The organism is Verrucomicrobiia bacterium, from assembly GCA_035629175.1.
Classification (GTDB): domain Bacteria; phylum Verrucomicrobiota; class Verrucomicrobiia; order Limisphaerales; family DASXHY01; genus DASXHY01.
Genome location: DASPIL010000037.1, coordinates 46993 through 70554, shown reverse-complemented (window position 1 = coordinate 70554; position 23562 = coordinate 46993). Strand labels below are relative to the sequence as shown.

Sequence of the window (23562 nt, the reverse complement as noted above, 5' to 3'; positions counted from 1 at the left end):
TGTCGCAGCGCAGACCGCGACGGCGAATGCGTGCGGCGAGGAAGGTAACCACGACTGGAAGCTCAGACCTGCATTATGAATGCGAACACAATGAGAAGTTTAATTCTTGGCCTCACTGGCCTCGCTGCGGTTTTCGGGAGCCACAACGCGGAAGCCCAATTCCCGCTTCCTTTTTACGAGCCCTTTCCGGCTTCCTATACAAACGCTCCCGTTGATGAAACCGTCGCCGTACCGGCCGGCGGTTCCAATTTCCCGGCGAAGCGGCTGGGCAACGGCGGTTCGGCGTCCGTTTGGACGATTGGCAATTCAGCCGGCGGTGGAAGCGCTGTGATTGTCGGCGGTCCGGCGGCTCTGACATATCCGAATCTTGCCACCAATCCCGTTCCGACCACGGGCTTGTACATCCGCACGAATAACACCAGCGCGACTCGGAGTCGCGGATTTGTATTCACCACCCAAAGCTCGGGAACGCTGTACGCATCGTTCCTGGTCCAGGCATTGGAAATCCCCGCCTCTGGCGAGAATCGCCTCTTCGCCAAACTGGACAACGCCACCACAGGGAATGGCAGCACTTCGATGGCTGGTGTCTGGCTTACCTCGAACAACACTCTGGCGATCAGCAAAAGCTCAAACGCCGGCATCGGGATTGAAAGCGAAACACCGCTCAGTCCCGGGACACACCTCGTCGTGTTGCGATACACCTGGGACCCGGAAGCCGAAGACGAAGTCGCGTTGTGGGTTGATCCCACTGCGTTGAACATCCCTGAAAACGAAATCCCGTCCCCTACCCTGGCCACGACCTCCGGGTTCGACGTAGAGTCGTTGTCATCGTTTTACATTTATCATATCGGAACTGAAGTGGTCGCGAGCTTGTTCCTGGACGAAATTCGCGTCGGAACATCGTGGGCTGACGTGACGCCCACAGGCACGGTGTGCACGGGCGTTGGAATTCTGACCGACGCGGTGAGTGCCGACGTTTCTGAGGGCGTTTCGGCGAGCTTCCGAATTGTTCCAACAGGCACGCTCCCCACAATTCAATGGCAGATCAGCACCAATAGCGGATCGAACTGGGATAACATCGCTGGAGCCACGAACGAGCTCTACACCACGCCGATCCTGACATTGCAGAACAACGGCGCACAATACCGGGCAATCGCCTCAGTGGCCTGCAACAGCTCCTCCATCACGTCAAGCGTGGCGAATCTTACCGTTCAGGCTGCCGTGCCGACGGCGGTCGGCGTTGTTGTTGATGATCGGTTCGCCGACTTCGTGCATCAGGATCCCCCGGTCGCCATCAGCAATTCCGTTTGGTACGGAACATCGGGGCTCGATTCCGGAAGCGGTGCCGGCATGACTGCGACTCCTCCGACTGGCTCTGCGTTGTGGCTTGGTTACTTCACAGAAGACCTCGCGCAGCCCGTGCATCTGGATGTCGGCCGTGCCTTGAAGGCGACGTGGGTTTTCACGCCGAACAATGTCGTGGCCAATGGTGGAAACAGCATGCGATTCGGTGTTTTCGATTACGCGGATGGCGGCACGCGCGTCACAGCCGACGGCTTTGGCGGCAGTGCGGGTAACGGAACTGGCGTTCGCGGATACATGGTCACGGTGAACTTCGGAACCGCATTCAATACCGATACTCCCGTCTCGCTCTACGTGCGCAATAATCTCGGTGCGAGTGATCTGATGGGAACAACGGCGAATTACGTCTCGCTTGGAAGCGGGCCGGCGAACGGCGAATTCAACGGAGATCCCGCCTTCGAAAATGGGGTTGAATATACGATCGAACTCTCCGTCACCCGCAAAGCCGTCAACGCGGTTGACTTTACGGTGCGCATTGTGGGAGGCGCCTTGGATTTCTCCCATACCGTGACGGACACGAACTTTGCTTACACCCGCTTTGATGCGTTTGGGATTCGTCCGAACAACCAGGCGACGACCGCCGACAGTTTCCTTGTCACTCAATTCAAGGTTGAGGTTGAGGAAGCGGCGGTGGTATTGGCGCCATTCCGGATCACGAGCATTCAAGTGCTGGCACCGGGAAATGTTAAACTGACCTGGGAATCGGTTGCCGGCAGAAACTATTCGATCCTCTCGACGGAATCGTTGACGTCGCCGACCTGGACGACAAATGCGACTGTTCCTGGGTTGGCGGGTTCAACCTCTTACACCAATTCACCGGCCACAAGCGGCGAGCGCTTCTACCGAATCGCAACGCCGTAGTCACAGCGCAGCAAACACGATCTACTACGAAGGCGCGGACAATTCGTCCGCGCCTTCTTTGGAATTGGACCAGGCGAGTAAAGGTGCAGCGTCTCGAGCAGCTAAGCCGGAACGACTCAGTTGAAGCCGGTGGGCGCAAAAACACGAATTCACCCGAATCAGCAAAGCCGTTGTTGATGTATCGGAACAGATGTGTGAGTCGCCAGGCTCAGCTCCATTCCCAACTCCCTCTCTTCCGCTCGGAGCGGAGGAGAGGGCTGGGGAGAGGAGGAGCGTTTAAACCTGAAAATGACCTCACGGTGCAGAATGGATCAGAGCACCCTCTCCCCCGGCCCCTCTCCCGCTCCTGCGTCGCAGGCGAGGGGGGGATGTGTAGCCTGAACGAGCCCAGATGCTTACTACTGCAGGCTCATTCCAACTCCCTCTCTTCCGCTCGGAGCGGAGGAGAGGGCTGGGGAGAGGAGGAGCGTTTAAACCTGAAAATGACCTCACGCTGCAGAATGGATCAGAGCGCCCTCTCCCCCGGCCCCTCTCCCGCTCCTGCGTCGCAGGCGAGGGGGGAATGTGTAGCCTGAACGAGCCCAGATGCTTACTACTGCAGGCTCATTCTCAACTCCCTCTCTTCCGCTCGGAGCGGAGGAGAGGGCTGGGGAGAGGAGGAGCGTTTAAGCCGGAAAATGACGTCACGCTGCAGAATGAATCAGAGCACCCTCTCCCCCGGCCCCTCTCCCGCTCCTGCGTCGCAGGCGAGGGGAGGAAGATGCAGTCTAAGCTTAGTCGCGTAATTCGCGTAAACCCGTTCCCCCTTTCCCGCTTTGGTTGCGGCTCTGCGCGCTGTGTCCGATGAGTGGTTTCGCCCCGATGTCCAACTGAATCGTTCCCACTAGTGCGAATGCCCGCCGTGCTCGTAATGCTGGCGCAGAAGGTCGAGGCCGAAATCGTTGTCAAAATCGCGCCATACCGTGTGGATGTGATTCGCCTGGTTTTGCGTGTTGTCGTATTCAACGAGAAAGTCTGTCCCTTGGATTCGATAGTAATGCCCCTGCCCTTTTTCGAACGGGCCTGCCCATGCGAAATGCAGTTTGCTCAAATCTGCAGCCCGAATCCTTGCCCATTCCTTGTCCGCGATTTCCTCCTTGAAGCGATAAACATACTCCCGCAGCAATTTCTCCAGCAGCTGCCGCTGCTCGCTGGTGAGTTCGGCATGGGCAATGCCCAGAGGTTCGAGGGGACTCGCCTTGCGGGAACTTCCCGTCAGGATTTCACGCGGTGCGGTTGCTGAAATGACAGCCCGTTTGCGCTGATCAGGCGTAAACGACATAGCCAGTTCGCGCCCAAGATCCTCCTCTGCGGCGAAGGTTCGGAATCCCTTGTGCGGCCCGTGCGGAACCTCAGCTGGATTTGAGCCAAAAAAGGAAGGGCTGAACGCAAGGACCTGATTGCTCGCAACGGTGAAGTTGAGCGACAGATGATGTCCTTCGACGCGCCACCCCCAGGCTGCGTTCGTTGGCGACCCGAACACGGTGACGCAGTAAAGTCCTGGATCCCGGCGCGCGGATTGATTCTCCATCTCGCGCAACACCTGTTCGATGACCGTGATGATATTGGTGGCCTTGGTGTAACCCTGCTGGCTCAGGCCGCTGCGGAGGAGTGCGCGGCCAAGCTGTTGCTGTTGCGTGTTCATTTCGCGGAACGGTATGCCCTTGCGTCCGCGCGGCACGAAGTCCCAGTTGAAACGCTCCTCGCCTTTGAAGTCGAAGCACGCCTTATCACGCTGCTCCGGCGAAAGCGCGTCGAGGAAGCGGACTGCGGCCCCGGCCATTTCCTGGGGCGCGGCGGCATCGGCCTGCGCGGATGTGCCTGTAAGAACCGCGCAGAGAAGGATTCTGCACGCGACGCTGGAGGGAATCATGGCCATACCCAAGCAGGGCCGCCGCCAAATGCAACCTGGAAATGAATGCAGCGCAGCGCTGGGCGCAATTAAAAGTGTGTGATCGAATTGGTTGATTTTAAACTCGCCCTCTTCCAAGCGAAGCCGGAGGAGGCGGCCGGGGGAGGAGCCACCCACATAAACAGCAGGTTCTTTTCTTCATCGCCGCGCTCCCCGGTTGCTGGGTTCTTTACCTCCTGTATTTTCATATGCTGGAATCCCAGAATCCGGGCTCCGGCTGGCCGTCCGGCCGTTCCCTTATCCTTTTATGAAAACTCTGTTTACTGCTGAAGCCATATCCCGCGGCGGTCGTTCAGGCACGGTCCAAAATCCTGATGGCCTGCTCGATGTCACCCTCGGCAACCCGCTCGAAGCCGGCGCCGAGAAGCGCGGACCCAACCCTGAATTGCTCTTCGCTGCCGCCTATTCCGCCTGCTACCACGGCGCCCTTATCAATGCCGCCAAGAAACTGGGCTCGACCGTCAAGGATTCCGTCGTTCGCGCGCTCGTCAGTCTGCAGGAGGACGATCAGGGCGGATACCGCCTGGGTGTCGAACTGCACGGGCAGCTCCCTGGAATCGACCGCGCGCAGGCCGAACGGATCATGCAGCAGGCGCATCAGACGTGCCCTTACTCAAAGGCACTGCGCGGCGACAACAGCGTCAAACTCGTGGTCGACTGAATATGAAATTCATGCGCGCCGCGCTTTGTCTTGCACTGCTGATTGCCACGCCCGCGCGCGCGGCCATTCTCGACACCAACTTCCAGGACACGGCTTTCGCCGCGATTCCGTCGCAGCTCACCGGGATGGCGTGGGCGCCGGACGGATCCAACCGCCTGTTTCTCACGCACAAGGGCGGAAGCGTTCGCATCATCAAGAACGGAACACTTGCTCCAACACCGTTTGCTACGATCTCCCCGATTTACACAGGCGGCGAATGCGGGCTCATCGGCTTCTGTTTCGATCCAAATTTTGTGGTGAATGGCTACGTCTATTTTTTCGTGACCGTTTCCGCTTCGGAACAGCAGATCATCCGCTATACCGCCGTGGGTGATATCGGCACAAACAAAACCGTCATCGTTCCGAACCTTCCGACCCTCGGTGGCAACCACGATGGAGGTGGCGTCGGGATCGGGGCTGATGGAAAACTTTACTGGTCGATTGGCGACCTCGGAAACGGGTCAGGCGTTGATGCCAATCTTACGTCGCTTGCCGCAAAGGTGGGACGAGCCAATCTGGATGGATCGATTCCCGATGATAATCCGTTTGTTGACGGCCCCGGCGGCAACAACGATTTCATCTGGGCCCGCGGATTTCGCAATCCCTTCACGCTGACATTTCAGCCGGCAACCGGCGACCTTTGGGTCAATTGCGTGGGCACTTCATACGAGCAGATTTTTCAGGTTCACGCAGGCGGCCACGCAGGGTGGAACGATTATGAAAACAACCAGCCTCCGGGCTACATCGTTCCGAAAATAAAATATCGAACCAACGGAACCGATACGCGCAATCTTGTCCCTGGAACGGGCGCCGTGAGGACGAACAACATCGCAACCTTTACGACAGTGGGATCGCACGGTTTTCGGCAGGGAGAACGCCTGAACATTACGGGCGTCGGAAACACCAGCTTAACGGGATTCGTTTACGTTGCATCGACGCCGGCCTCGAATGTATTCACCGCAGAGCAATTCGGATCCGACGTCGCGAGCGGCAGCGGATCGGCACAGACGTTGAGCCAGGGCGGTTGTGTCACGGGCGGCGCTTTTTATGACAGCACCGCAGTGCCGCTCGAATACCGGCAGAATTTCTTTTACGGCGACCTGAATTCGGGCCGCATCATGCGAGCCGTCCTCGATTCCACGAATGGCGTGCGCAGCGTTGACTATTTCATCACGGGTTCGTCGCAGCAGATCGACATTGCGATTGGTCCGGATGGCGCGCTGTATTACGGCAATCATGCGGGAGGGCTGCGCCGCGCCGCCTTCACAAACTTCACAACTCAGCAGCTCATCGTCACGCCCACCATCGTCCGCATGGCCGAAGATGGGATCTCGGCAATTTCCGTGCGGTTAGCGGCGGCGCCCGCCGAAGATGTCGTGGTGTCGATCGCGCGGGCCAGCGGTGATGCTGACGTTGACGTGATGGAGGGAGCGTCGCTCACGTTCTCGCCAACAAACTGGAACGTTCCACAGCCGGTGTACGTGCGGGCGGACGCCGATGCCGATTCGGAATCCGATCTTGCGCAACTGGAAGTTTCCGCGCCTGGTTTGGAAAACCAGAATGTCACGGTCCATGCCCTCGACACGGTCGTGCTTCCTGTTGAGCCGCCGTCGTTGCAGGTGGTTTCTGAACCCGGAATCTTCCCGCTCGAATTGCAACTGCAGGGCCATTTGGGATCGACTTATGTGCTCGAGGCGGCAACGAACCTTCTGGAGAGCTGGAACGCCATCAGCACGAACACGCTTTCCGGCACCACGACGAACCTCGTTGACGACGAGTCAATCGACATTCCGCTCCGATTCTACCGCGCGCGGCAGCAATAAGGGCGCTGCAAATCCGTGGCGCGGACCTCCGAGTCTGCTGTATCGCCCGTCCTCCGTAGCAGCTACTGCGAGGGTGGACAGGTTTGCTTACCTGCCTGCGGTGACGCTTTGCCGGCCTGAAAGCACGGCCATACGGCAGGTCTGAAAACCCGCGCCGCGTTCGCGGGTGATCGCAGGGAATGGGGTCCCTGTAGTCCAAACACCGACATCAGAGTCAGACTGATTCCCATCCCATCTTCTGCACATGAATGCAAGTTGCGGGATTCATGTTTAGACGGAATCAATCGGTCGAAGCAGGGCGCAATCTATACAGCAGACGGAAGCAGCGCGGAATCATTGATGTGGCTGTGATGTGTGTCGTCAGCCTGTTCTCCATCACGCCGCTGCGGGGTGCTGTCCAGGAACTCGCGTCGTTCCAGGCGGGCGATGCGGGCTGGCACATGGGCACGCTTGCGGTCGGACAACTCGATGCAGATGTCGCGCTTGAATTGGTTGTTCCGTATCGGAATTCCAATGGCGCGTGGTATCTGGATGCGTTCAATCCAGACGGAACCCGCCTGGCTGGCTTTCCATTTGCGGGGCCCGATGCCATCAATGTCTCCCCCACGCTTTATAATCTCGAGGGCGATTCACGTGATGAAATCCTTTTCACGAGCGGTGCGAACGTGGTGGCGTTGCGGAGCAATGGATCCGTGCTCTGGTCCGCGCCCGTGAACGCCGGCAACTATGTTCCCGACAGCGGGTTCATGGTGGATACGAACTGCTTCCACCTGGCGAGCGGAATTCAGTCTCCGCGATTGCCGGGATCTGCTGTGTTCTCATCCGAAATCTCCAGCCCGATGGTTGCCGATCTCGCTGGCAACGGACAAAAAGTTGTGGTCACTGGCTGGAAGATTGATCCAGACGGCTACTCGAACGATCAGGATTTCAATCCCTACATCAACGACATCTGGGGTTCTGGTGAATGGGGAACGATGGGCGAGAGCTGGTCTGGCGGAGTCATCCTTTTCAATGCGTTAAATGGGCAGCGCCACTACACGTATCACCTGCATCAACTGGTCGAGTCGGGACTTGCGCTCGGTCGCGGCGAAGCAAACGCACCCCTGAAAACCTATGTGCTGAATGACAGCGACAGCGTGGTGGCGTTTGATGCGACGCGTTCCCACGGTTTGTATGGCGGCGGGAATCTGCATGGCCAGTTTGGCAAGAACCAGCGCCTCATGAGCGGCGCCTACCAGCAGGGAGTCGAAGTTTACACCGCAGATATTGACGGCGACGGATTAAGCGAAGTGCTCGTGCCAACCACGCAGTTGAATCCATTGTGGCAGCCCAACGAAACCATTCTGGATGACAACGGCGCGATACTTTCCCGCATCTGGAAATCCGCGGTGAATTTTCCCTTCAATCAATGGCAGAACAATGCGTCGATGATCCCTTTGAACCCGGATCGGGATAATCGCATCGACGTTCTCAGCTTCACGCACTCGTTCGAGATTCAATTCCGCTATTGGAACGGCATCGAACTCATCAGCCACGCCGGCTGGCCGAAGAATTTTTATCCTCAGCTTCCCACGCCGCCCGTTGTCGGGGACGTCGATGGAGACGGTCACGAGGAAATTGTGATCGGCACGTATGATCCTCATGCACCAGGAGCCACGGGTGCGCTGTACGTGTTTGGATTGAACGGTGTCATCAAAGCGTCCGTGCCCATTCCGGGTGGCATCAAACACATCCCAGCCATCGCGAATGTTTACGGAACGGGCCTGTGCGTTGTGTCGCGGTCCCTTTCCGGCCGGGTCCGCATTCACAATTTTGGCTCAACAACATCGGGACCCGTGTCGTGGGCAACTCACCGCGGCAATGCCCGGCGCGATGGCCAGTTCGATCGGCCGCTGTTCCCGGCCGGAACTCCGATGATCACGAATCGCGTGGGCGGCAATGGAACTGCGACGTTTGGATGGACGCTGCCCGCCACCAACAACGTGAAGAGCTGGCGTGTTTACCGCAGCAGCACCCTTGACGGCCCGGCGGCACATACCGTTACCCTCGCCGCAAATCAGCGCAGCTATACGGACACGGGATTGGAACTCGGACATCAATACATTTATGAGGTCGCTGCCGTCTACGACAACGGCATGGTGCGTTCCGCTCCGTTTCCTGTGCTCTCCTCGTACAACGCCAATCTGATTCGCAACAGCGGTTTTGAAGAGGATGGCGACAGCTATTGGGACAAGTGGTTCACCGGGGACATTGACTGGAGCAACATGCTGGCCGTGCAGGAACCTTGCCGCGGCGGAAAATCGATGAAGGTCACCCTCAACGAATCAATCCAGGGAGGCAGCATATCGCAGTTCGGCCAGTACGGCGTTCCGCACAGTTCGTTCAAGGTCAAGCCGGGGACACTCTACAGTTTCGGCGGATTCTTTCGCAGCAGCGGCCTTTCCCAGAACACAGCGCATTGGTTTGAGTGGAGTTCAACGCCTACCGCCGCGGATCCAAATCCCCGGCCGTGGCGTCCCTATCCCGGATATTTTACACCGCATTTCAAACCCGGAACTGCCGCGACAGAGTGGACTTACGCGAATCGCGTCTTTGTCATGCCTGAAGGATTTCACAACGCCGAGCTCACGCATTGGTACACGGCAGAAGCTCCCGCCACGGGTTCAATAATGATGGACGACCTCTTCTTTCGTCCCCTGCCCGACCTCGCGTCGACAAACTGGACGACTCTGATTCCCTTCGGTTCGGCCTGGCGTTACATGCAGGATCTGCCTGGCCTGAACTGGATGCTGGATAATTTCGTGGACACGCTCTGGCCGGTCGGGTTTGCAAAATTCGGCACAGGTGGCGGAACGTTGAACATCCGCACACCGCTGCTGCCAGGACGGCCCGCTTATTTCTTCCGCAAGACGTTCCAAATGCCGGCTGCGTCATGCGAAGAGCTGCTTCTCTCTGCCACGTGCACCGACGAAGGATTGCCGCTTGAGGTCTACCTGAACGGCACAAAGCTTCCGACGAGCGGAATCGAAGCCACCACGGCCCATGGGAATGCAGTGCAGCATTTCGACCTCGCGCCGTTCATTCCGTTGCTGCGGCCCGGCGCGAATACGATCGCTGTCAGTTTGAAAAATGCCGCACAGGAGAGCTGGGATAACGTGGCGTTCGATATCCGCCTTTCGACGATTCATTCCACCAACACACCCGTTGCCATGAGCGTCACGCAATTGCCTGCCGATCCCGGCGCTGCGGCGAGTCTGATGAACCCCAATCGCATCGGCCTGCATATTCGCATCCCGCAGAACACGAACTGGAAAGTGGAATCCGCGGACACACTCCGCGGCCCGTGGCAATTGATGGATTACGTGAGCAATCCCAACAACGCGCCGTTGATCAGCCTGCCGGACAACGGTCAAAATGGACGCCTGCCACCTACGCAGACACCGACGCGCTTCTATCGATTACAGCCGCAGTGAAGCACCCCAGCCTGCTGGGTGTGATTAACGTGGGTGATCGAGCTGGTTGATTTTAAACTCCCCCTCTTCCGACCGAAGCCGGTGGAGGGGACCGCGGGAGGAGGCACCCACATAAACAGCAGGGGTATTTCTTCATCGCTGCTATCTCTGCGGCCTACTGTTAAACGCCTTTGCGGAGCCGAACTGCACCCGAAACTTTGAACAGGAGCTCGCAGAGGAAGCAGAGGTGCAGATTCAGAGACGATTTCATTCCGCCTCTCGCCCCGCTGGCGCCTTACGGGGCGAGGGTCAAGCGGTTTACAGATCCCAGTGATCTCACCCACTTTAATCCCACCACAGTCCCGCATTGCCAAATGTTGAACTTGAACTTCCCTGTCGCGCGGTTAGGATGCGACGTCTTTCAGGCGCGTTCGTCTATCGGCTAGGACACGGCCCTCTCAAGGCTGAAAGACGGGTTCGATTCCCGTACGCGCTACCAATAATCCCCAATAGAATCAAGGCTTGCCCGGCTTTTTGCTTGGAATACCCTCCCCGCCGGAGTCTGGCATGGCAATGCGTTATTTTATGTTCACGGGCACCTTTTTGGCGGCCTCCCCTCCCGCTCATCTTCACCGGCATGGAGATCTACGACCCCTGCTGCAGCTCCGGCGGCCTCCTCAACAAGAGCGAGATCGCGATGGAGGAAAAGACAGGAGCGCGGACAGCCCTGTCCGCCGGAAGCAACGCCTCGAAAACACGTGCGGACAAGGCTGTCCGCGCTCCCTTCGGCCGAGAGGATCACGCCGACTGCCTCGCCAATTCGGTTGCTCGCCTTTTTCCGAAGGGCACCTTGCTGATGGCTATGTATGGAACCGGCAGCCCCGTATGAAGCACAATCTCCACCGACTCACCCGGACTTGCGGAGTGAATTGTTTCACGACCTTTCCACCCGGTTCTCTCCTCCACCAGACCCGGCACGATATCCGCCAAAGCCAGGCAGCGCGGACAAGGCTGTCCGCGCTCCTGAGATTCAGCTCGCGGACAAGGCTGTCCGCGCTCCGATTCACCGACCAGCATGAAACGCAAGCCCGCCCATCAAGTCGTTGCTGAAAAGCGCCAATGGCATTACCAGCCTACGGAGGAGGACAAGGCGCTTGGGTTCAAAGGCTGGCACTCGCGAGGTTACCTGCCCCACTTCGACGCCCCCGGCATCCGGCAGTTCATTACTTACCGGCTGGCCGACTCCATTCCTGCTGAACTCCGCCACGAGCGGGCCGCGGCAATGCAACTGGAGGACGACCGCGAGCGGTTCCGGCAAATGGAAGTCCTGCTGGATCGCGGGCTTGGGGCGTGTCACCTCCGCGATGCCCGCGTTGCTCGGATGGTTCAGGAGAACCTTTGGTTCCACGACGGAAAGGCGTATCGGCTGCTGGGCTGGTGCCTCATGCCGAATCATGTTCATGTCCTGGCCGAAATGGCGAAGCCGCTGTCGGAGGTGTTGCATGGTTGGAAGTCGTATACCAGCAGCCGGGCCAACAAACTTCTGAATGCGACGGGCGGAACCTTCTGGCAGGCCGATTATTTTGACCGCTACATCCGGGATGAGGAGCATTACCGGCGCGTGGTGCGTTATATCGAAACAATCCGGTCAAAGCGAGGCTGGTGCGCGAACCGTCGGAATGGCCCTGGAGCAGCGCGCCGTATCGTGGCCGTTACGGGTCGGATGAAGCGCCACGAATTCCGAAGGAGCGCGAACAGCCATGTCCGCGCGAAAGCGGTTCAGTGCAGGCCGCGCCAACTGACAACAGTAATCAACGCGCGCGCGCGGCGTTCGATAAAACCTAAAACACTGGAACAGACGGTTCGCTTCCCGTACGCGCTACCATTCCCGCTACGGCAACGACAACCGGTAAAAGCGATTTGTTGCGGGGGTTGACGTATCCAGGAATTCCCACGACCCATCCGAATCCGCAATCACCGGGGCGATCGTGCTGAAGTTGCCGCCCAGGCTTCCAATTGCCTGCAGGCTGTGAGTCGCGCCTGGGGACCCGCTCCCTGTCAGCGCCACCTGCCCGTTGGCCAGCCGAGCGATCGAGAGAATCCTCAGGAACGGATCGCCCTGCAAACGCGCCACTCCCATCAATCCTCCCGCTTCCCCTGCAATCACAACCCGTCCCGAACCATCCAGGGCGATGGCGTATCCTGTGTTATCCGCGTTGTTGGCAAAATCGACCACCGCCTTCCCTCCGAGTCCAAATGAACCGTCAAGTGACCCATCTGCAAGGTAACGAACGGCCGCAAACTCCAGATGCGATCCTATGCTTGCAACACCCGCAGCCACGATCTTTCCGTCGGACTGCAGCGCCGCCGCCGCCGCGTACTCCGCCGCCAGACCTATCGCGGTGGTCACCTTTCCGTCGCCATCGAAGCTGGAATCGAGAATTCCGTTGGTCGTGTAGCGAAGCAACATTACATCAATGTTCGCACCCGTCGCAGAATACCCAGCGACGACGATCCGCTGGTCGGGTTGAATCAACAAGGCAAACCCTGCATCGGTCGTCCCGTTTCCAACATCCGTGGCGACCCGTCCGAAAGAGCCAAACGAATTATCGAGCATGCCGTTCGTATGATAGCGCACCAGAGCCGCGTCGATGTTTCCGTTGATTTCAGCATATCCTGCGACCACGATCCTGCCGTTCGCCTGCACCTGCACTGCATTCACATAATCGCTGCTCGTTGAAATCGCGGTGGTTGTTTTTCCGTCGCCATCAAATGACACATCGGGAAAACCGTTGGTGGTGTATCTGACAACCGCAAAGTCCGTGTTGCTCCCGTTGTCGCTATTTCCCGCAACGACCAGCCTGCCATCCGCCTGGAGGGCGATTGCGTTCGCGACGTCGGATCCACTGCCAATCGATGTGGTGACGATTCCATTTGTACCAAATGAAGGGTCGAGCGCGCCGTTGCCTTGATACCGCACCACGAGAAAATCATCGTTCGCAGTCCCCGCCACCACGATCCCGCCATTCGGTTGCAGGGCAACGGCCGTTCCCGAGGCTGAGCCCGAACCCACAGGTGTGAGCACCTTTCCGCCAGCGCCGAACGTTGCATCCAATGAGCCGTCCACGTTGAAACGGGCAACAGCAACCTGGTCCCTTTCCCCGTCATTTGCGCTTCCCGCGACGATCACGCGCCCATCGGGCTGAACTGCGACGCCGCGGCCGCTCGAACTCACATCTGATATATCCGACACCAGAAATCCTTCTGCGCCGAAAGTGGTGTCCAGGATCCCAGCAGAGTCGAATGCCACCGCCGCAAAGTTATAATTTTGCGCGTTCTGCGCCGCATATCCTGCAACGATAAACCGTCCCGGCTGCACCGCCAGGGCCGTTGCCGCTGCGTCCCGATTCCCCAGGGGCACCGCGGCGATTCCCGTCCCCTCGTTCCCGAATGTCGTATCGAGCCCCCCGGCGCTGTTGTACCGCGCCATGACGAAGTAACGGTTGCTGCCATTGAGACTGTATCCCCCAACAAGGATCCGCCGCGGCTGAGTGAACGTCCCTTGAACCACCAGTCCAATGGCGCTGCTGAGGTTGAACACCATTCCTCCACTCGCCAGCCGATTGGTGACAATCCCATTGTTGCCGAACGTCGTGTCGAGCGCCCCATCCATTTGATAACGAGTCAGTGCGAATTGGGTTTCGCTGGGCGAACCAGAAGTCCGATACGAGCCTGCCACAACAATGCGGTCCGGATTCTGCACGGAATTGTTTCCGAATTGAATCGCCACCGCATTCGCGGAATCAAAATACAAATTGTTGTTCGTGGAAATCTGTGTGAAAACCTTCCCCGTTCCTCCGCCAAACTGCGGATCCAACACCCCGTTCGTCGTGTAGCAGTAGAGCGCAAAGTCGATCCCATTATGTCCCGCGCCAATTCCGATTCCGGCGGCCAGAATTTTTCCGTCCGGCCGGATGGTGACGGCGTGAGCCCCTGTGTATCCTGTCACGCCCGTCGTGATCTGCGTTCCGGCATTTCCAAACGATGGATCGGGCAGGCCATTCGTCGTGTATCGGGCCAGCGCCACCGCTCCTTCTCCTGCATTCGCAGGGTATGTCGTCGATCCGACCGCAACAATCTTTCCGTCGCCTTGGATCGCCAGCGCGCGAAGCCGGGTCGGCTCGCCGAAATCCGTCTGCACGATCCCATTCCCGTTGGTTCCAAAACTGGAATCGAGCGATCCATCGTGGAGGTAACGAACGAGCGTGAATGTCGGATAATTGGTTCCGATGTAGGAATACCCGCCGGCAACAATTCGTCCATCAGCCTGAACCTTGAGCGCAGTAATCCGCGCATCTGTGAAAGGGATCAATGACGCATTCACAGGCGTCAACACCTGGCCACCATCGCCAAACGAGGCGTCGAGCACATGGTTGGTGTCAAAGCGGACAAGACAAAACTCGCTGGAAGTGAAAGCCACGCTCGAACAGTAGCCTCCCATCAGAAGCTTGCCATCGGCCTGGACGGCGGCCGCGTGGGCCTGGTCATTGCCTCCGCCAAAACCGGTGCGGGCGGTTCCCGTACCTGCGAAACTTAAATCCAGATCCCCGGGCGCTGCGTGCGCCCACACATACACCATCAAAAAAGCCCCGCAAGCGCTGCGGCCAAACACCCGAGTGAAGCGGTTCGACATAAACATCTCCATCGCGTTGCTGAATCCGGCGGCGTGAAACGTCTTCGCCGGCGAACATTGAGTGGTGGTCGATCTCCAGTAGCATTGGGCCGCCTGGCTGTCACGCGAAAGTTTCCCGCACCGCGTTGATCACTTCGCGTTCAAATGCCGAGCCATTTCATTCCCAGGGCGGCGAGCCCGAGAAAGAAAAAGAAACCGCCGACATCCGTCACGGTTGTGAGGAGAATGCTGGACGCCAGAGCGGGATCCATTCGCAACGCCTTCAAACCGAGCGGAATAACCACGCCGGAAAACGCGGCAGCCAGGAGATTCAGAACCATCGCGGCAAAGGCAACCACGCCCAATGTTGCACTCCCTTTCCAAAACCAGCCAATCATCCCGACCACCAGGCCAAGGGCGACACCGTTAATCATTCCGAGCGTCACTTCCTTCACAAGGGCTTTGCGTCCATCACCGGGTGCGAGTTCACCAAGCGCGAGATCCCGAATGATGACAGTGAGCGTTTGCATGCCGGCATTGCCGCCCTGCCCCGCCACGATCGGCAGGAAAACGGCGAGAGCGGTCCACTTTGCGATAGTGCTTTCGAAATAGTTCACAACCGCGGCCGCGCCCATGGCTGTCACCAGGTTCACGTACAACCACGGCAGCCGCCGCCGCACGGACACCTTCCAGGGCGTGAGCGCGCGCTCCTCGCCCGAAAGTCCCACCATCAATTGCATGTCCTCCGTCGCCTCGCGCGCCGCGATTCCCAGGGCGTCACTCGCCTTCACGACCCCCGCTAATTTTCCGTCGCCGTCCAGCACTGGCAGGCCGATGTAATGATAATGATCGAACTGCCGCGCCAACTCCTCCTGGTCGGCATCTGCGCGAACAAATTTCACGTCGGGATTCATGATGTCTCCGATGCGCCGTTCAGCCCGGCGAAATACCAGGTCGCGCAAGCTGACGATTCCAACAAGCTTTCGCTCTGCATCGGTCACGTAAAGGTATGCGATGTCTTCCGTGCGCTCCTCCTGCGCGCGTTCGCGCAACAATTCCCGCACTTGCTCCACGGTCATCTCATCCCGCAATGCGATGAACCGGTTCGACATGATCCCGCCAGCCGTGTCTTCGGGATACCGCAAGAGGCTGCGCAAACGTTCGGCAGTGTCGGGTGGAATCGCGGCCATGGTGTCGCGGCGAACGGCTGGCGTGAGCACTTGCAGGAGGTCCGCCGCATCGGCAGGAGCCATCAGCTGCAAATACGCGGCGAGCTGGGGCGGCGTGAATTCGCCCAGCAGTTCAAGCAGTCGCTCTTCCTCAATCTCACTCAATGCCGCAGCAGCGCGCTCAGGTTCCAGCTGCTCAAACACGGCACGCGCTTCCTCCGCCGGCAGCCGCTGCAAATGGTCGGCCAGGTCAGCCGGGTGAAACTTCCGAAGCTCATCGAGGCTGACCACCTGGGTGTTTGGCATGCCGCAACTATATCGTCCCATCAAAAGGTTTCCACCTCGCAACGAAACCTTGCGGCAGAATATTTCGCATCCGTTGGCCGCATGGGGTAAAACACCGATTGTTTGTGGAGGCATCGAGGGTAACCGTTGTTCGGGGCGTCGGCAGGCACCATGGAAGCCAGTTCGACATTGAAGGGGTCTCTGCAAAAAGCATGTCAATGGACAAACATCACGGCGCAGTCCTGAAACGATCCACGCTGTCGCAACTGCGGCAGTCCGATTTTTTCTTCTGGGCCACCGGGATTGAAGACACGTTTATAACCGAGCCGTGGCCCGCGACGGGGCGGATTCTCGACGAGTATGAGTTGACGCAGCACTATGCGCGATGGCGCGAAGACCTGCAGCTCGTTGCAGATCTCGGCGTCAGGCACGTGCGCTACGGCATTCCCTGGCATCGGATCAACCCGCAGCCAAAGGCCTGGGACTGGGGATTTGCTGACGATACCCTTTCGCACCTTCTCGAGCTGGGGATCGAGCCCATCGTTGATCTGGTTCACTACGGCCTTCCGCGGTGGATCGAGCACGCCTACCTCTCGCCGGACTTTTCGAAATACATGGCGGAATACGCCAGCCGCGCAGCCGAGCGCTTCAAAGGCCGCATTCATCTGTGGACTCCCTTGAACGAACCGCGCGTCACGGCATGGTATTGCGGAAAGCTTGGGTGGTGGCCTCCGTTCAAGCGCGGCTGGAAGGGCTTTATGCAGGTGATGCTCGGGGTCTGCCGTGGCATCGTGGAATCGGCGCGGGCGATTCAACAGGTGGATCCCGAAAACGTGGCGGTGCATGTCGACGCAACGGATCTCTACGAATCGCCAGATGCTGCGCTGCAAGACGAGGTGTTTCGACGCCAGGAAATCGTCTTCCTCGCCCTCGACTTCATCAGCGGGAGGGTTGATCCGAAGCATTCGTTATACGGCTGGCTGCGCGCCCAGGGCGTACCGGATGCCACCATGGATTGGTTTCAAAGAAATGCGGTGAAGCTCGACATCGTCGGAATCAATCTCTATCCCCTGTTCTCGCGCAAGCTTGTGGTGCGCGCGCCGCATGTGCGCTTGAAGATGCCTTACGCTGATGCGGACATCATCGACAGGCTGGCCGATATGTATCACGGCCGCTACGACGTGCCGCTGTTCATTTCGGAAACCGCTTCACTCGGTTCGGTGAAACGGCGGGCCGCCTGGCTCGATGATTCCGTGGCCGCAACTCGGCGCGCTCGCGCGCGCGGCATTCCACTTATCGGCTACACCTGGTGGCCGTTGTTCGCGCTGGTGACGTGGGCGTATCGGCAGGGGAAAAATCCACCAGCGTATTACCTCAAGCAAATGGGCCTGTGGGATCTGCACGCGAACGATCGTTCAGAATTGGAAAGGGTCGCCACGCCGCTGGTGCAGCAGTATCAGGAACTGTGCGCATCGGGATCCCAGGCCGTCGGCGAAGTCGCCGCACCGGCAAACACGAGGAGGGTGGCGCATGTTTCGTAGTTTTTTTCTGGCGGGGTTCGAATGCGCTACGGGATACAACGCACAGGGCGAATGGATCGATCAGGTGGCCGCCACGCACCACGACCAGCATGCGGAAAGCGATTACCGGCTGCTGCACGAAGCGGGGATTTATGCTGCCCGTGAAGCCATCCGCTGGCCGATCGTCGACCAGCGCGGACATTATGACTTCAGCTCCGTCGATCCGTTCCTGCACGCCAGCCGGAAGTATGACATCGAGGTGATCTGGGATTTGTTTCATTACGGTTATCCTTCCGAGCTGGATCCGTTCTCGAAAGAGTTCACGGAACGTTTTGCTGACTATTGCCAGGCCGCAGCCCGCCACATCTGCGCCAGCCGGCCGCGAACCTGCTATTTCACCCCTGTCAACGAGCCCTCGTTTTTTTCATGGGCTGGCGGCACCGTCGGACGCTTTGCGCCGCATTGCACTGGCCGCGGCCCGGAACTGAAGCAGGCGCTCATCCGGGCTGCCATTGCGGGAATTAACGCAATCCGTGAGGTCGTCCCGGATGCGAGGATCGTCAATGTGGATCCGCTCTGTCATGTGCTTCCCGAGGCAGACAGTTCCGATGCGCGCGAAGCAGCGGAACATTTCAACGACAACGCAGTCTTCGAATCGTGGGACATGCTCGCGGGACGCCTCATGCCGGAACTCGGCGGCAGCCGCGAACATCTCGATATCGTCGGCGTTAATTATTATTGGACCAATCAATGGATTCTTGGCCGCGATGAGGAGCCTCTGCCGGAGGATCATCCGAAACGGGTTCCGCTCCGCACGCTCATCAAGAAAGTGCACGCGCGTTACGGCGGCGACCTGCTCATCACCGAAACGTCACATGTCGGCGACATGCGACCGCGCTGGCTGAACGCATTGGTTCGCGAAGTTGACTCCCTGCTCGCTGAGGGCGTGCCCCTGCGGGGAGTGTGTCTCTATCCCATCCTGGGCATGCCCGAATGGCATGACCAGAGTCGCTGGGCGCAGATGGGGCTTTGGGAACTGCATTCGTCCAATGCGAAACTCGAACGGCGTCTTTGCCAGCCGATGTACGACGAACTGATTCGGGCGCAACGCCAGGTGAATCGGCGCGTTGCGAAACCCGAGATTCGGCCCGTGCTCCCGGAATTCAGTGGCTACAACGTCGTTGGGGAACACGGCTTCTCTTACGGCGCCGCGTTAACGGTTCGGATGGTGGACTCCTGCAGACTGCGGGTCAGCGTCGGCGAAGGGCGGGAATTCGGGATTGATTGGTACGACATCAATCCGGCAACACGCACGATCAAGGTCAACTCGGCAGACCTGGTCATCGTTAGAGCCGAACAATCTTTCGCCGGACCGCCCCTGCGACCCTACGACACGCGTCTATTGTTCGAGGAAAGTTGAGCCGTCGCCATTCGTCCGCGGTTTCGAGCGGGTGACTCCCACCCAATACAGCCCGCCTTCATTCGATTCAAACGAACCAAACTACGTTTTTTCGGGGGAAATGTTTTCCTGATCCACTGCCACTGCAAGAACGACAAAAATCAGAAGGAACATCATTCCGGTGAATGCAAAGCTGAACCAAACCCGGGTCATGAATGTGGCCAGCGTCGAACGGGACGTGGGAGAGCCCAACGCGTTCTGCAGCTCGCCAGCAAGGGACGAAATAAAGAACATGACGCAGAACGCGAGGAAGAATTGCAGGAGGAATTTAAGCCATTTCGCTGACCGATGTGGACTATTCGTGACTGCTGGCGCAATTGAACTCATAAAAATAGTTGATCGGCCGGATACAAATGGTTCGTCTGCGGCCAACGGCGCAAAGACAATTGCCGTTGGATGTGAGGTGGCTCGGCTCAGTTCCGCAGCCATCCAGCCGGATCACTTATCATGAGCCACCGTAGTCATGGTCTAGCCGATCTGCGGATTGCCGTTTCTGCTTCCTCCAGACTCGTGCACTCAGGCCAAAGCACCCTGTCATCCTTCGGCTGCCCTGGTCCAATGATCATGCAAAGACCATCCGCGTCGGAAGGCGTATAGAACGCGCCCGAGCGCTTGAGGAACACAAGGAACCTCCGGCTGAGTAATTCTTCGGAATACGGTCCCGTCGAAAAGTGAACCGTCTTCGTCTCGCCTTGCAGGCGGAAGCGAACGGGTAAGGTTCCTCTCAACGTACGCTCGATCGCCGCGTCGGCGCTATACAGCGTGACCCGGACGCCTGCCGCGTTTGTCATGACGCTCGTTATGACGTTGGATACCGAAACAACTGCGATGCCGTCGGTATTCTCCACCCGCTCCTCAAGTGAAGCGGCAGGAGCGGAGCACCAAGCGAACAGTGGTAGAAGAAGTGAAATGAAGGTTTTCATGGAATCGGTTTGATGGCCGTCCTCATGGACAAAACCGTGCACCAGGCAGTGTCGGACGTCGACAACGAAATCGTTGCTGTTACTCGCGCCGTCGAGGGCGGCGACGCCTGCACACCACACGAGCGTGGGGAGATTGTTCATGAGACTATAATGGATCACACCTGACTGGAGGTTTAGCGGAACCGCGAAGCGTTCGACCCACTCCGGCGTGAACGCGGGAGCATCCGCTGTCAGACCTCGAGATGCGTCTCGGATTCCAACGTTCGATCTTTGATTCTTTCCTCGCGGCAACTCCTCTGTATAGCCTCCGCGCATGCCAGTCCCGATCATCAGCGTTGCCCAAATGCGGGAATGGGAAAACGCCACGTGGAAAACCGGCATGTCCGAGGCGGAGGTCATCCGCCGGGTCGGCCGCTCGGTTGCTCGACGTGCAGTCGAACTCACCGCGCCGGGCGACCTCATCATTGTTCTCGCAGGCACCGGAAACAACGGCGCCGACGCCCGCAGCGCACTTGAGCAACTCGAGGATCGCCGCATCGACATGCTGCAGGTCCGCAACCCTGAGGAGGACCTTCCAGAACTCGAAACGCTGCTGGGTATTCCGCCCGCGCTCGTGATTGATGGCCTGTTTGGGATAGGAATCAACCGCCCGCTCAACGCCGCGTGGATTCGTTTCATCGAACGCATTAACGCCTCGCAGTTGCCAGTGCTCGCGATCGATGTTCCGTCGGGGTTGGACGCTGATACGGGCGAACCGCACGGAGCCGCCGTAGAAGCTGTCGTGACCCTCACGGTCGGATCGCCAAAGGTTGGATTGGTGCGGCCCGCAGCCTATCGTTACACAGGTCGACTGGAAATAACTCCTGACGTCGGGCTCGTGTCCTGCCCAGCGACTTCAGATTTGCAGTGGATCCATGAATCCGATTTCCGCAATTTTCCCCCGCGAAGAAAACCTTCAATGCACAAAGGCAGCTTTGGGCATGTTGGGATCATAGCGGGAAGCACCGGCTTCCACGGCGCCGCGGTGCTCGCTGCCCGTGGCGCCCAGCGCGCGCGGCCCGGCCTGGTTACTCTGATTACGAGCGCGCCAGTTTATCCCATCGCGGCTGCACATTTGCAGGCCGTCATGGTAGGACCCTGGTCGGAAAATATCTCGTTCGAAAAGTTTGATGCGTTGCTGGCAGGTCCCGGCCTGGCCGGCGCTGACATCCCGGCGGGGTTGCAATCAACGGTGGAACTTCTATGGCGCAGCGCTGACGTTCCCATGGTTGTGGATGCAAGCGCGCTCGCCTGGCTGCCGAAGGGCAGGATCACATCAGCGGCGCCCCGAGTAATCACACCGCATCCGGGAGAAGCAGCGCGCCTGCTGGAGAGCACGGTTTCCGAGGTGCAGGTGGATCGCGCGAATGCCGTTCGAAAGCTGTCCGCAACGTTTGCGAATTGCCATGTGGCTTTGAAGGGATTCCAAACTGTCGTGGGGTCGTCCTCCGGAAATCTCTTCCTCAATCCGAGCGGCGGGCCAAATCTTGGGCAAGGCGGATCCGGCGACGTGCTGGCTGGATTTCTGGCGGGACTCCTGGCGCAACCTGCGCTTCAGGCGGACGTTTCCAAAACAATTCAATTTGCAGTCTGGCGACACGGCGCGACAGCCGACGCGTTGGACGAATCGCGCCCCAATTGGGTGGTCGAAGAGCTCGTCGCTGCGTTGACCGGAAATTTCCTTCCTATCACGAAATCCATCTGATAAGGAAATCGAGCTGTGCGAAAACTTAATTTCATCTGCATTGGTTTGCTGCTGTGCGGGTTGCTGATCGGGATCGCCCGTGCAGACACGTTCCAACTGGCGGACGGCCAAACCGTCACGGGAGAAGTTGTCTCCTTCAACGAAAGCGGGCTGGTGGTGCGGCTGCCGGATGATACCTATTCGGATCGCATCGGATGGACTCGTTTCAGCCAGGCGGACCTGAAACGGCTTTCTGAAAATTCTAAAATCACTCCGTTCGTCGAGCCGTTCATCGAGATCTCGGAGGAGGAGCGGCTGCAGAGAACCGCGATCGATATCAAACCCGTTCCGCGATTGGAACGTCCGCCTGAGCAATCGTTGTTCGGTGCCCTGTTCTCGTCGAGCGTGGGCGTCCTCCTGGTCCTGGTGGTTTACGGCGCCAATATCTATGCGGCGTATGAAATCGCGGTGTTCCGTGCGCGGCCCAAAGTGCTGGTCTGCGGTGTCGCCGCCGTCGCGCCTATCATTGGGCCAATCATTTTCCTGAGCATGCCGACGCGAATGTCGTCACCCGAAGAAGAAGGCGTCCTGACTGAAGCGGCCGCGGGTGCGGCGCCTGTTTTCAGCATGCCCCCGAATCCAGAAGCCGAGGCTGCAGCGGCAGCGGAAGCGCGCAGCGGCCTTCACCTGGCGCATCATGAAAGCGGAGCTGCCGCCGGCCTGCCTCCCACGCAAACCTTCCAGCGTGGCGCATTCACGTTCAACCGCAGGTTCTTCGAAACCAAGTTCCCGAACTTTTTCGGCGTTGTGAAACGCGAGGCCGACAAGGACATGGTGCTGGGAATCAAGGCCGCCCGCGGAAACTATGTCGCCCGCCGCATTACGCGGATCACTGGCAACGACATTCACCTGGAGATTCAGAAAGGCCACGCCACTGAGGAAGTGATGGTGCCGTTCTCAGAAATCCAGGAGATTCAACTGAAGCACAAGGACGCCTGAGCCGCGGGAGGTTCACGGACTGCGCGCGCAGCGTTTCACCACAGGAATGAAATACCGCACGATTCTGTTGTTCGGCGCGCCGGGCGCGGGCAAGGGCACGCAGGGGAAAATCTTTGGAACCATCCCAGGTTTCTTTCACTGCGCCTGCGGCGATGTCTTCCGCAACCTGCGGATCGACAGTCCCATCGGCCGCATCTTCATTGAGTATTCCAGCCGCGGCCAGCTGGTGCCCGATGAGCAAACCGTGGCGCTGTGGCGGCAGTTCATCGACGGCAGCACACGCGCGGGACAGTTTCACCCGGAGCAGGACACGCTGGTGCTGGATGGCATTCCGCGAAACGTGAACCAGGCAGAAATGCTCAAAGACACGTTGGACGTGCTTGGAATTTTTTACCTGAGCTGCACCAATTTTGAAAACCTCGTCCGCCGGCTTCAGCGCCGCGCGCTGCGCGAAAATCGCCTGGATGACGCAAGCCTCGAGGTGATCCGTGAACGCCTGAAAACCTACGAAACGGAGACCATGCCCTTGCTGGATTATTACGGCGGCGAACTGGTGCATCGCATCGACGCTGATCAACCACCCGCCAAGGTGCTCGTGGATATTCTTGGCAAGGTGATCCGGACGTAAGTTCGCATTTTCAGTGTAATCGACTTCAAAACGCT

Annotated in this window: 16 protein-coding genes and 1 tRNA gene; 12 read left to right on the top strand and 5 right to left on the bottom strand. The window is 58.7% G+C overall.

Features of this window, described 5'->3' with window-relative positions; genetic code table 11:
- Positions 1 to 90: 90 nt before the first annotated feature.
- Positions 91 to 2223 carry a hypothetical protein gene (locus VEH04_06100; GenBank protein ID HYG22338.1) on the top strand — a complete coding sequence of 711 codons (2133 nt, stop codon included), beginning with the start codon at positions 91 to 93 and terminating at the stop codon, positions 2221 to 2223.
- Between the two features lie 883 nt (positions 2224 to 3106).
- Here the strand turns inward: VEH04_06100 and VEH04_06095 are convergent.
- Positions 3107 to 4135 (bottom strand): DUF3500 domain-containing protein, encoded by a 1029-nt coding sequence (locus VEH04_06095; GenBank protein ID HYG22337.1) that lies wholly within the window; start codon positions 4133 to 4135, stop codon positions 3107 to 3109.
- Between the two features lie 286 nt (positions 4136 to 4421).
- Here VEH04_06095 and VEH04_06090 point away from each other — a divergent pair, with 286 nt between their 5' ends.
- The 6 genes from VEH04_06090 (at position 4422) to VEH04_06065 (ending at position 12085) form a co-directional block, all read left to right on the top strand.
- Complete coding sequence (locus VEH04_06090; GenBank protein ID HYG22336.1) at positions 4422 to 4835, top strand: Ohr family peroxiredoxin; 414 nt, start codon at positions 4422 to 4424, stop codon at positions 4833 to 4835.
- Between the two features lie 2 nt (positions 4836 to 4837).
- Positions 4838 to 6697 carry a PQQ-dependent sugar dehydrogenase gene (locus tag VEH04_06085; GenBank protein HYG22335.1) on the top strand — a complete coding sequence of 620 codons (1860 nt, stop codon included), beginning with the start codon at positions 4838 to 4840 and terminating at the stop codon, positions 6695 to 6697.
- 341 nt (positions 6698 to 7038) lie between these two features.
- Positions 7039 to 10170: a hypothetical protein gene (locus VEH04_06080; GenBank protein HYG22334.1), complete on the top strand. Its 3132-nt coding sequence runs from the start codon at positions 7039 to 7041 to the stop codon at positions 10168 to 10170.
- A 403-nt stretch (positions 10171 to 10573) separates the two neighbouring features.
- Positions 10574 to 10648 (top strand) — tRNA-Glu (locus VEH04_06075).
- Between the two features lie 138 nt (positions 10649 to 10786).
- Positions 10787 to 11038 carry a hypothetical protein gene (locus VEH04_06070; GenBank protein HYG22333.1) on the top strand — a complete coding sequence of 84 codons (252 nt, stop codon included), beginning with the start codon at positions 10787 to 10789 and terminating at the stop codon, positions 11036 to 11038.
- Between the two features lie 186 nt (positions 11039 to 11224).
- Positions 11225 to 12085, top strand: a complete 861-nt coding sequence (locus VEH04_06065) for a transposase (GenBank protein ID HYG22332.1) — start codon at positions 11225 to 11227, stop codon at positions 12083 to 12085.
- Here VEH04_06065 and VEH04_06060 read toward each other — a convergent pair.
- Both VEH04_06060 and mgtE read right to left on the bottom strand, forming a co-directional pair.
- Positions 12041 to 14842, bottom strand: coding sequence for a hypothetical protein (locus VEH04_06060; GenBank protein ID HYG22331.1), 2802 nt, complete (start codon positions 14840 to 14842; stop codon positions 12041 to 12043). The two genes, VEH04_06065 and VEH04_06060, sit on opposite strands and share 45 nt — an antisense overlap.
- A 140-nt stretch (positions 14843 to 14982) precedes the next feature.
- Positions 14983 to 16296, bottom strand: coding sequence for a magnesium transporter (gene mgtE / locus VEH04_06055; GenBank protein HYG22330.1), 1314 nt, complete (start codon positions 16294 to 16296; stop codon positions 14983 to 14985).
- Between the two features lie 197 nt (positions 16297 to 16493).
- Here mgtE and VEH04_06050 point away from each other — a divergent pair, with 197 nt between their 5' ends.
- Together VEH04_06050 and VEH04_06045 are read left to right on the top strand one after the other, a co-directional pair.
- Entirely contained in the window at positions 16494 to 17816 is a 1323-nt protein-coding gene (locus VEH04_06050) for a family 1 glycosylhydrolase (GenBank protein ID HYG22329.1), read from the top strand.
- The gene (locus VEH04_06045) at positions 17806 to 19215 is read left to right on the top strand and encodes a family 1 glycosylhydrolase (GenBank protein ID HYG22328.1); all 1410 of its coding nucleotides are present in this window, start codon (positions 17806 to 17808) and stop codon (positions 19213 to 19215) included. Before VEH04_06050 ends, VEH04_06045 begins: the two co-directional genes overlap by 11 nt.
- An 81-nt stretch (positions 19216 to 19296) precedes the next feature.
- Here VEH04_06045 and VEH04_06040 read toward each other — a convergent pair whose 3' ends face one another.
- Both VEH04_06040 and VEH04_06035 read right to left on the bottom strand, forming a co-directional pair.
- A complete protein-coding gene (locus tag VEH04_06040) occupies positions 19297 to 19581 on the bottom strand; it encodes a hypothetical protein (GenBank protein ID HYG22327.1) in 285 nt (94 codons plus the stop codon).
- A gap of 134 nt (positions 19582 to 19715) precedes the next feature.
- Positions 19716 to 20318, bottom strand: coding sequence for a hypothetical protein (locus tag VEH04_06035; protein ID HYG22326.1), 603 nt, complete (start codon positions 20316 to 20318; stop codon positions 19716 to 19718).
- Positions 20319 to 20490: 172 nt separating this feature from the next.
- On the opposite strand from VEH04_06035, the gene VEH04_06030 reads away from it, so the two are divergent.
- The 3 genes from VEH04_06030 to VEH04_06020 are packed head-to-tail and all read left to right on the top strand — an operon-like array spanning position 20491 to position 23527.
- Complete coding sequence (locus VEH04_06030) at positions 20491 to 21921, top strand: NAD(P)H-hydrate dehydratase (GenBank protein HYG22325.1); 1431 nt, start codon at positions 20491 to 20493, stop codon at positions 21919 to 21921.
- 15 nt (positions 21922 to 21936) lie between these two features.
- Entirely contained in the window at positions 21937 to 22899 is a 963-nt protein-coding gene (locus VEH04_06025; GenBank protein HYG22324.1) for a hypothetical protein, read from the top strand.
- A 46-nt stretch (positions 22900 to 22945) separates the two neighbouring features.
- Complete coding sequence (locus VEH04_06020; GenBank protein HYG22323.1) at positions 22946 to 23527, top strand: nucleoside monophosphate kinase; 582 nt, start codon at positions 22946 to 22948, stop codon at positions 23525 to 23527.
- Positions 23528 to 23562 lie beyond the last annotated feature (35 nt).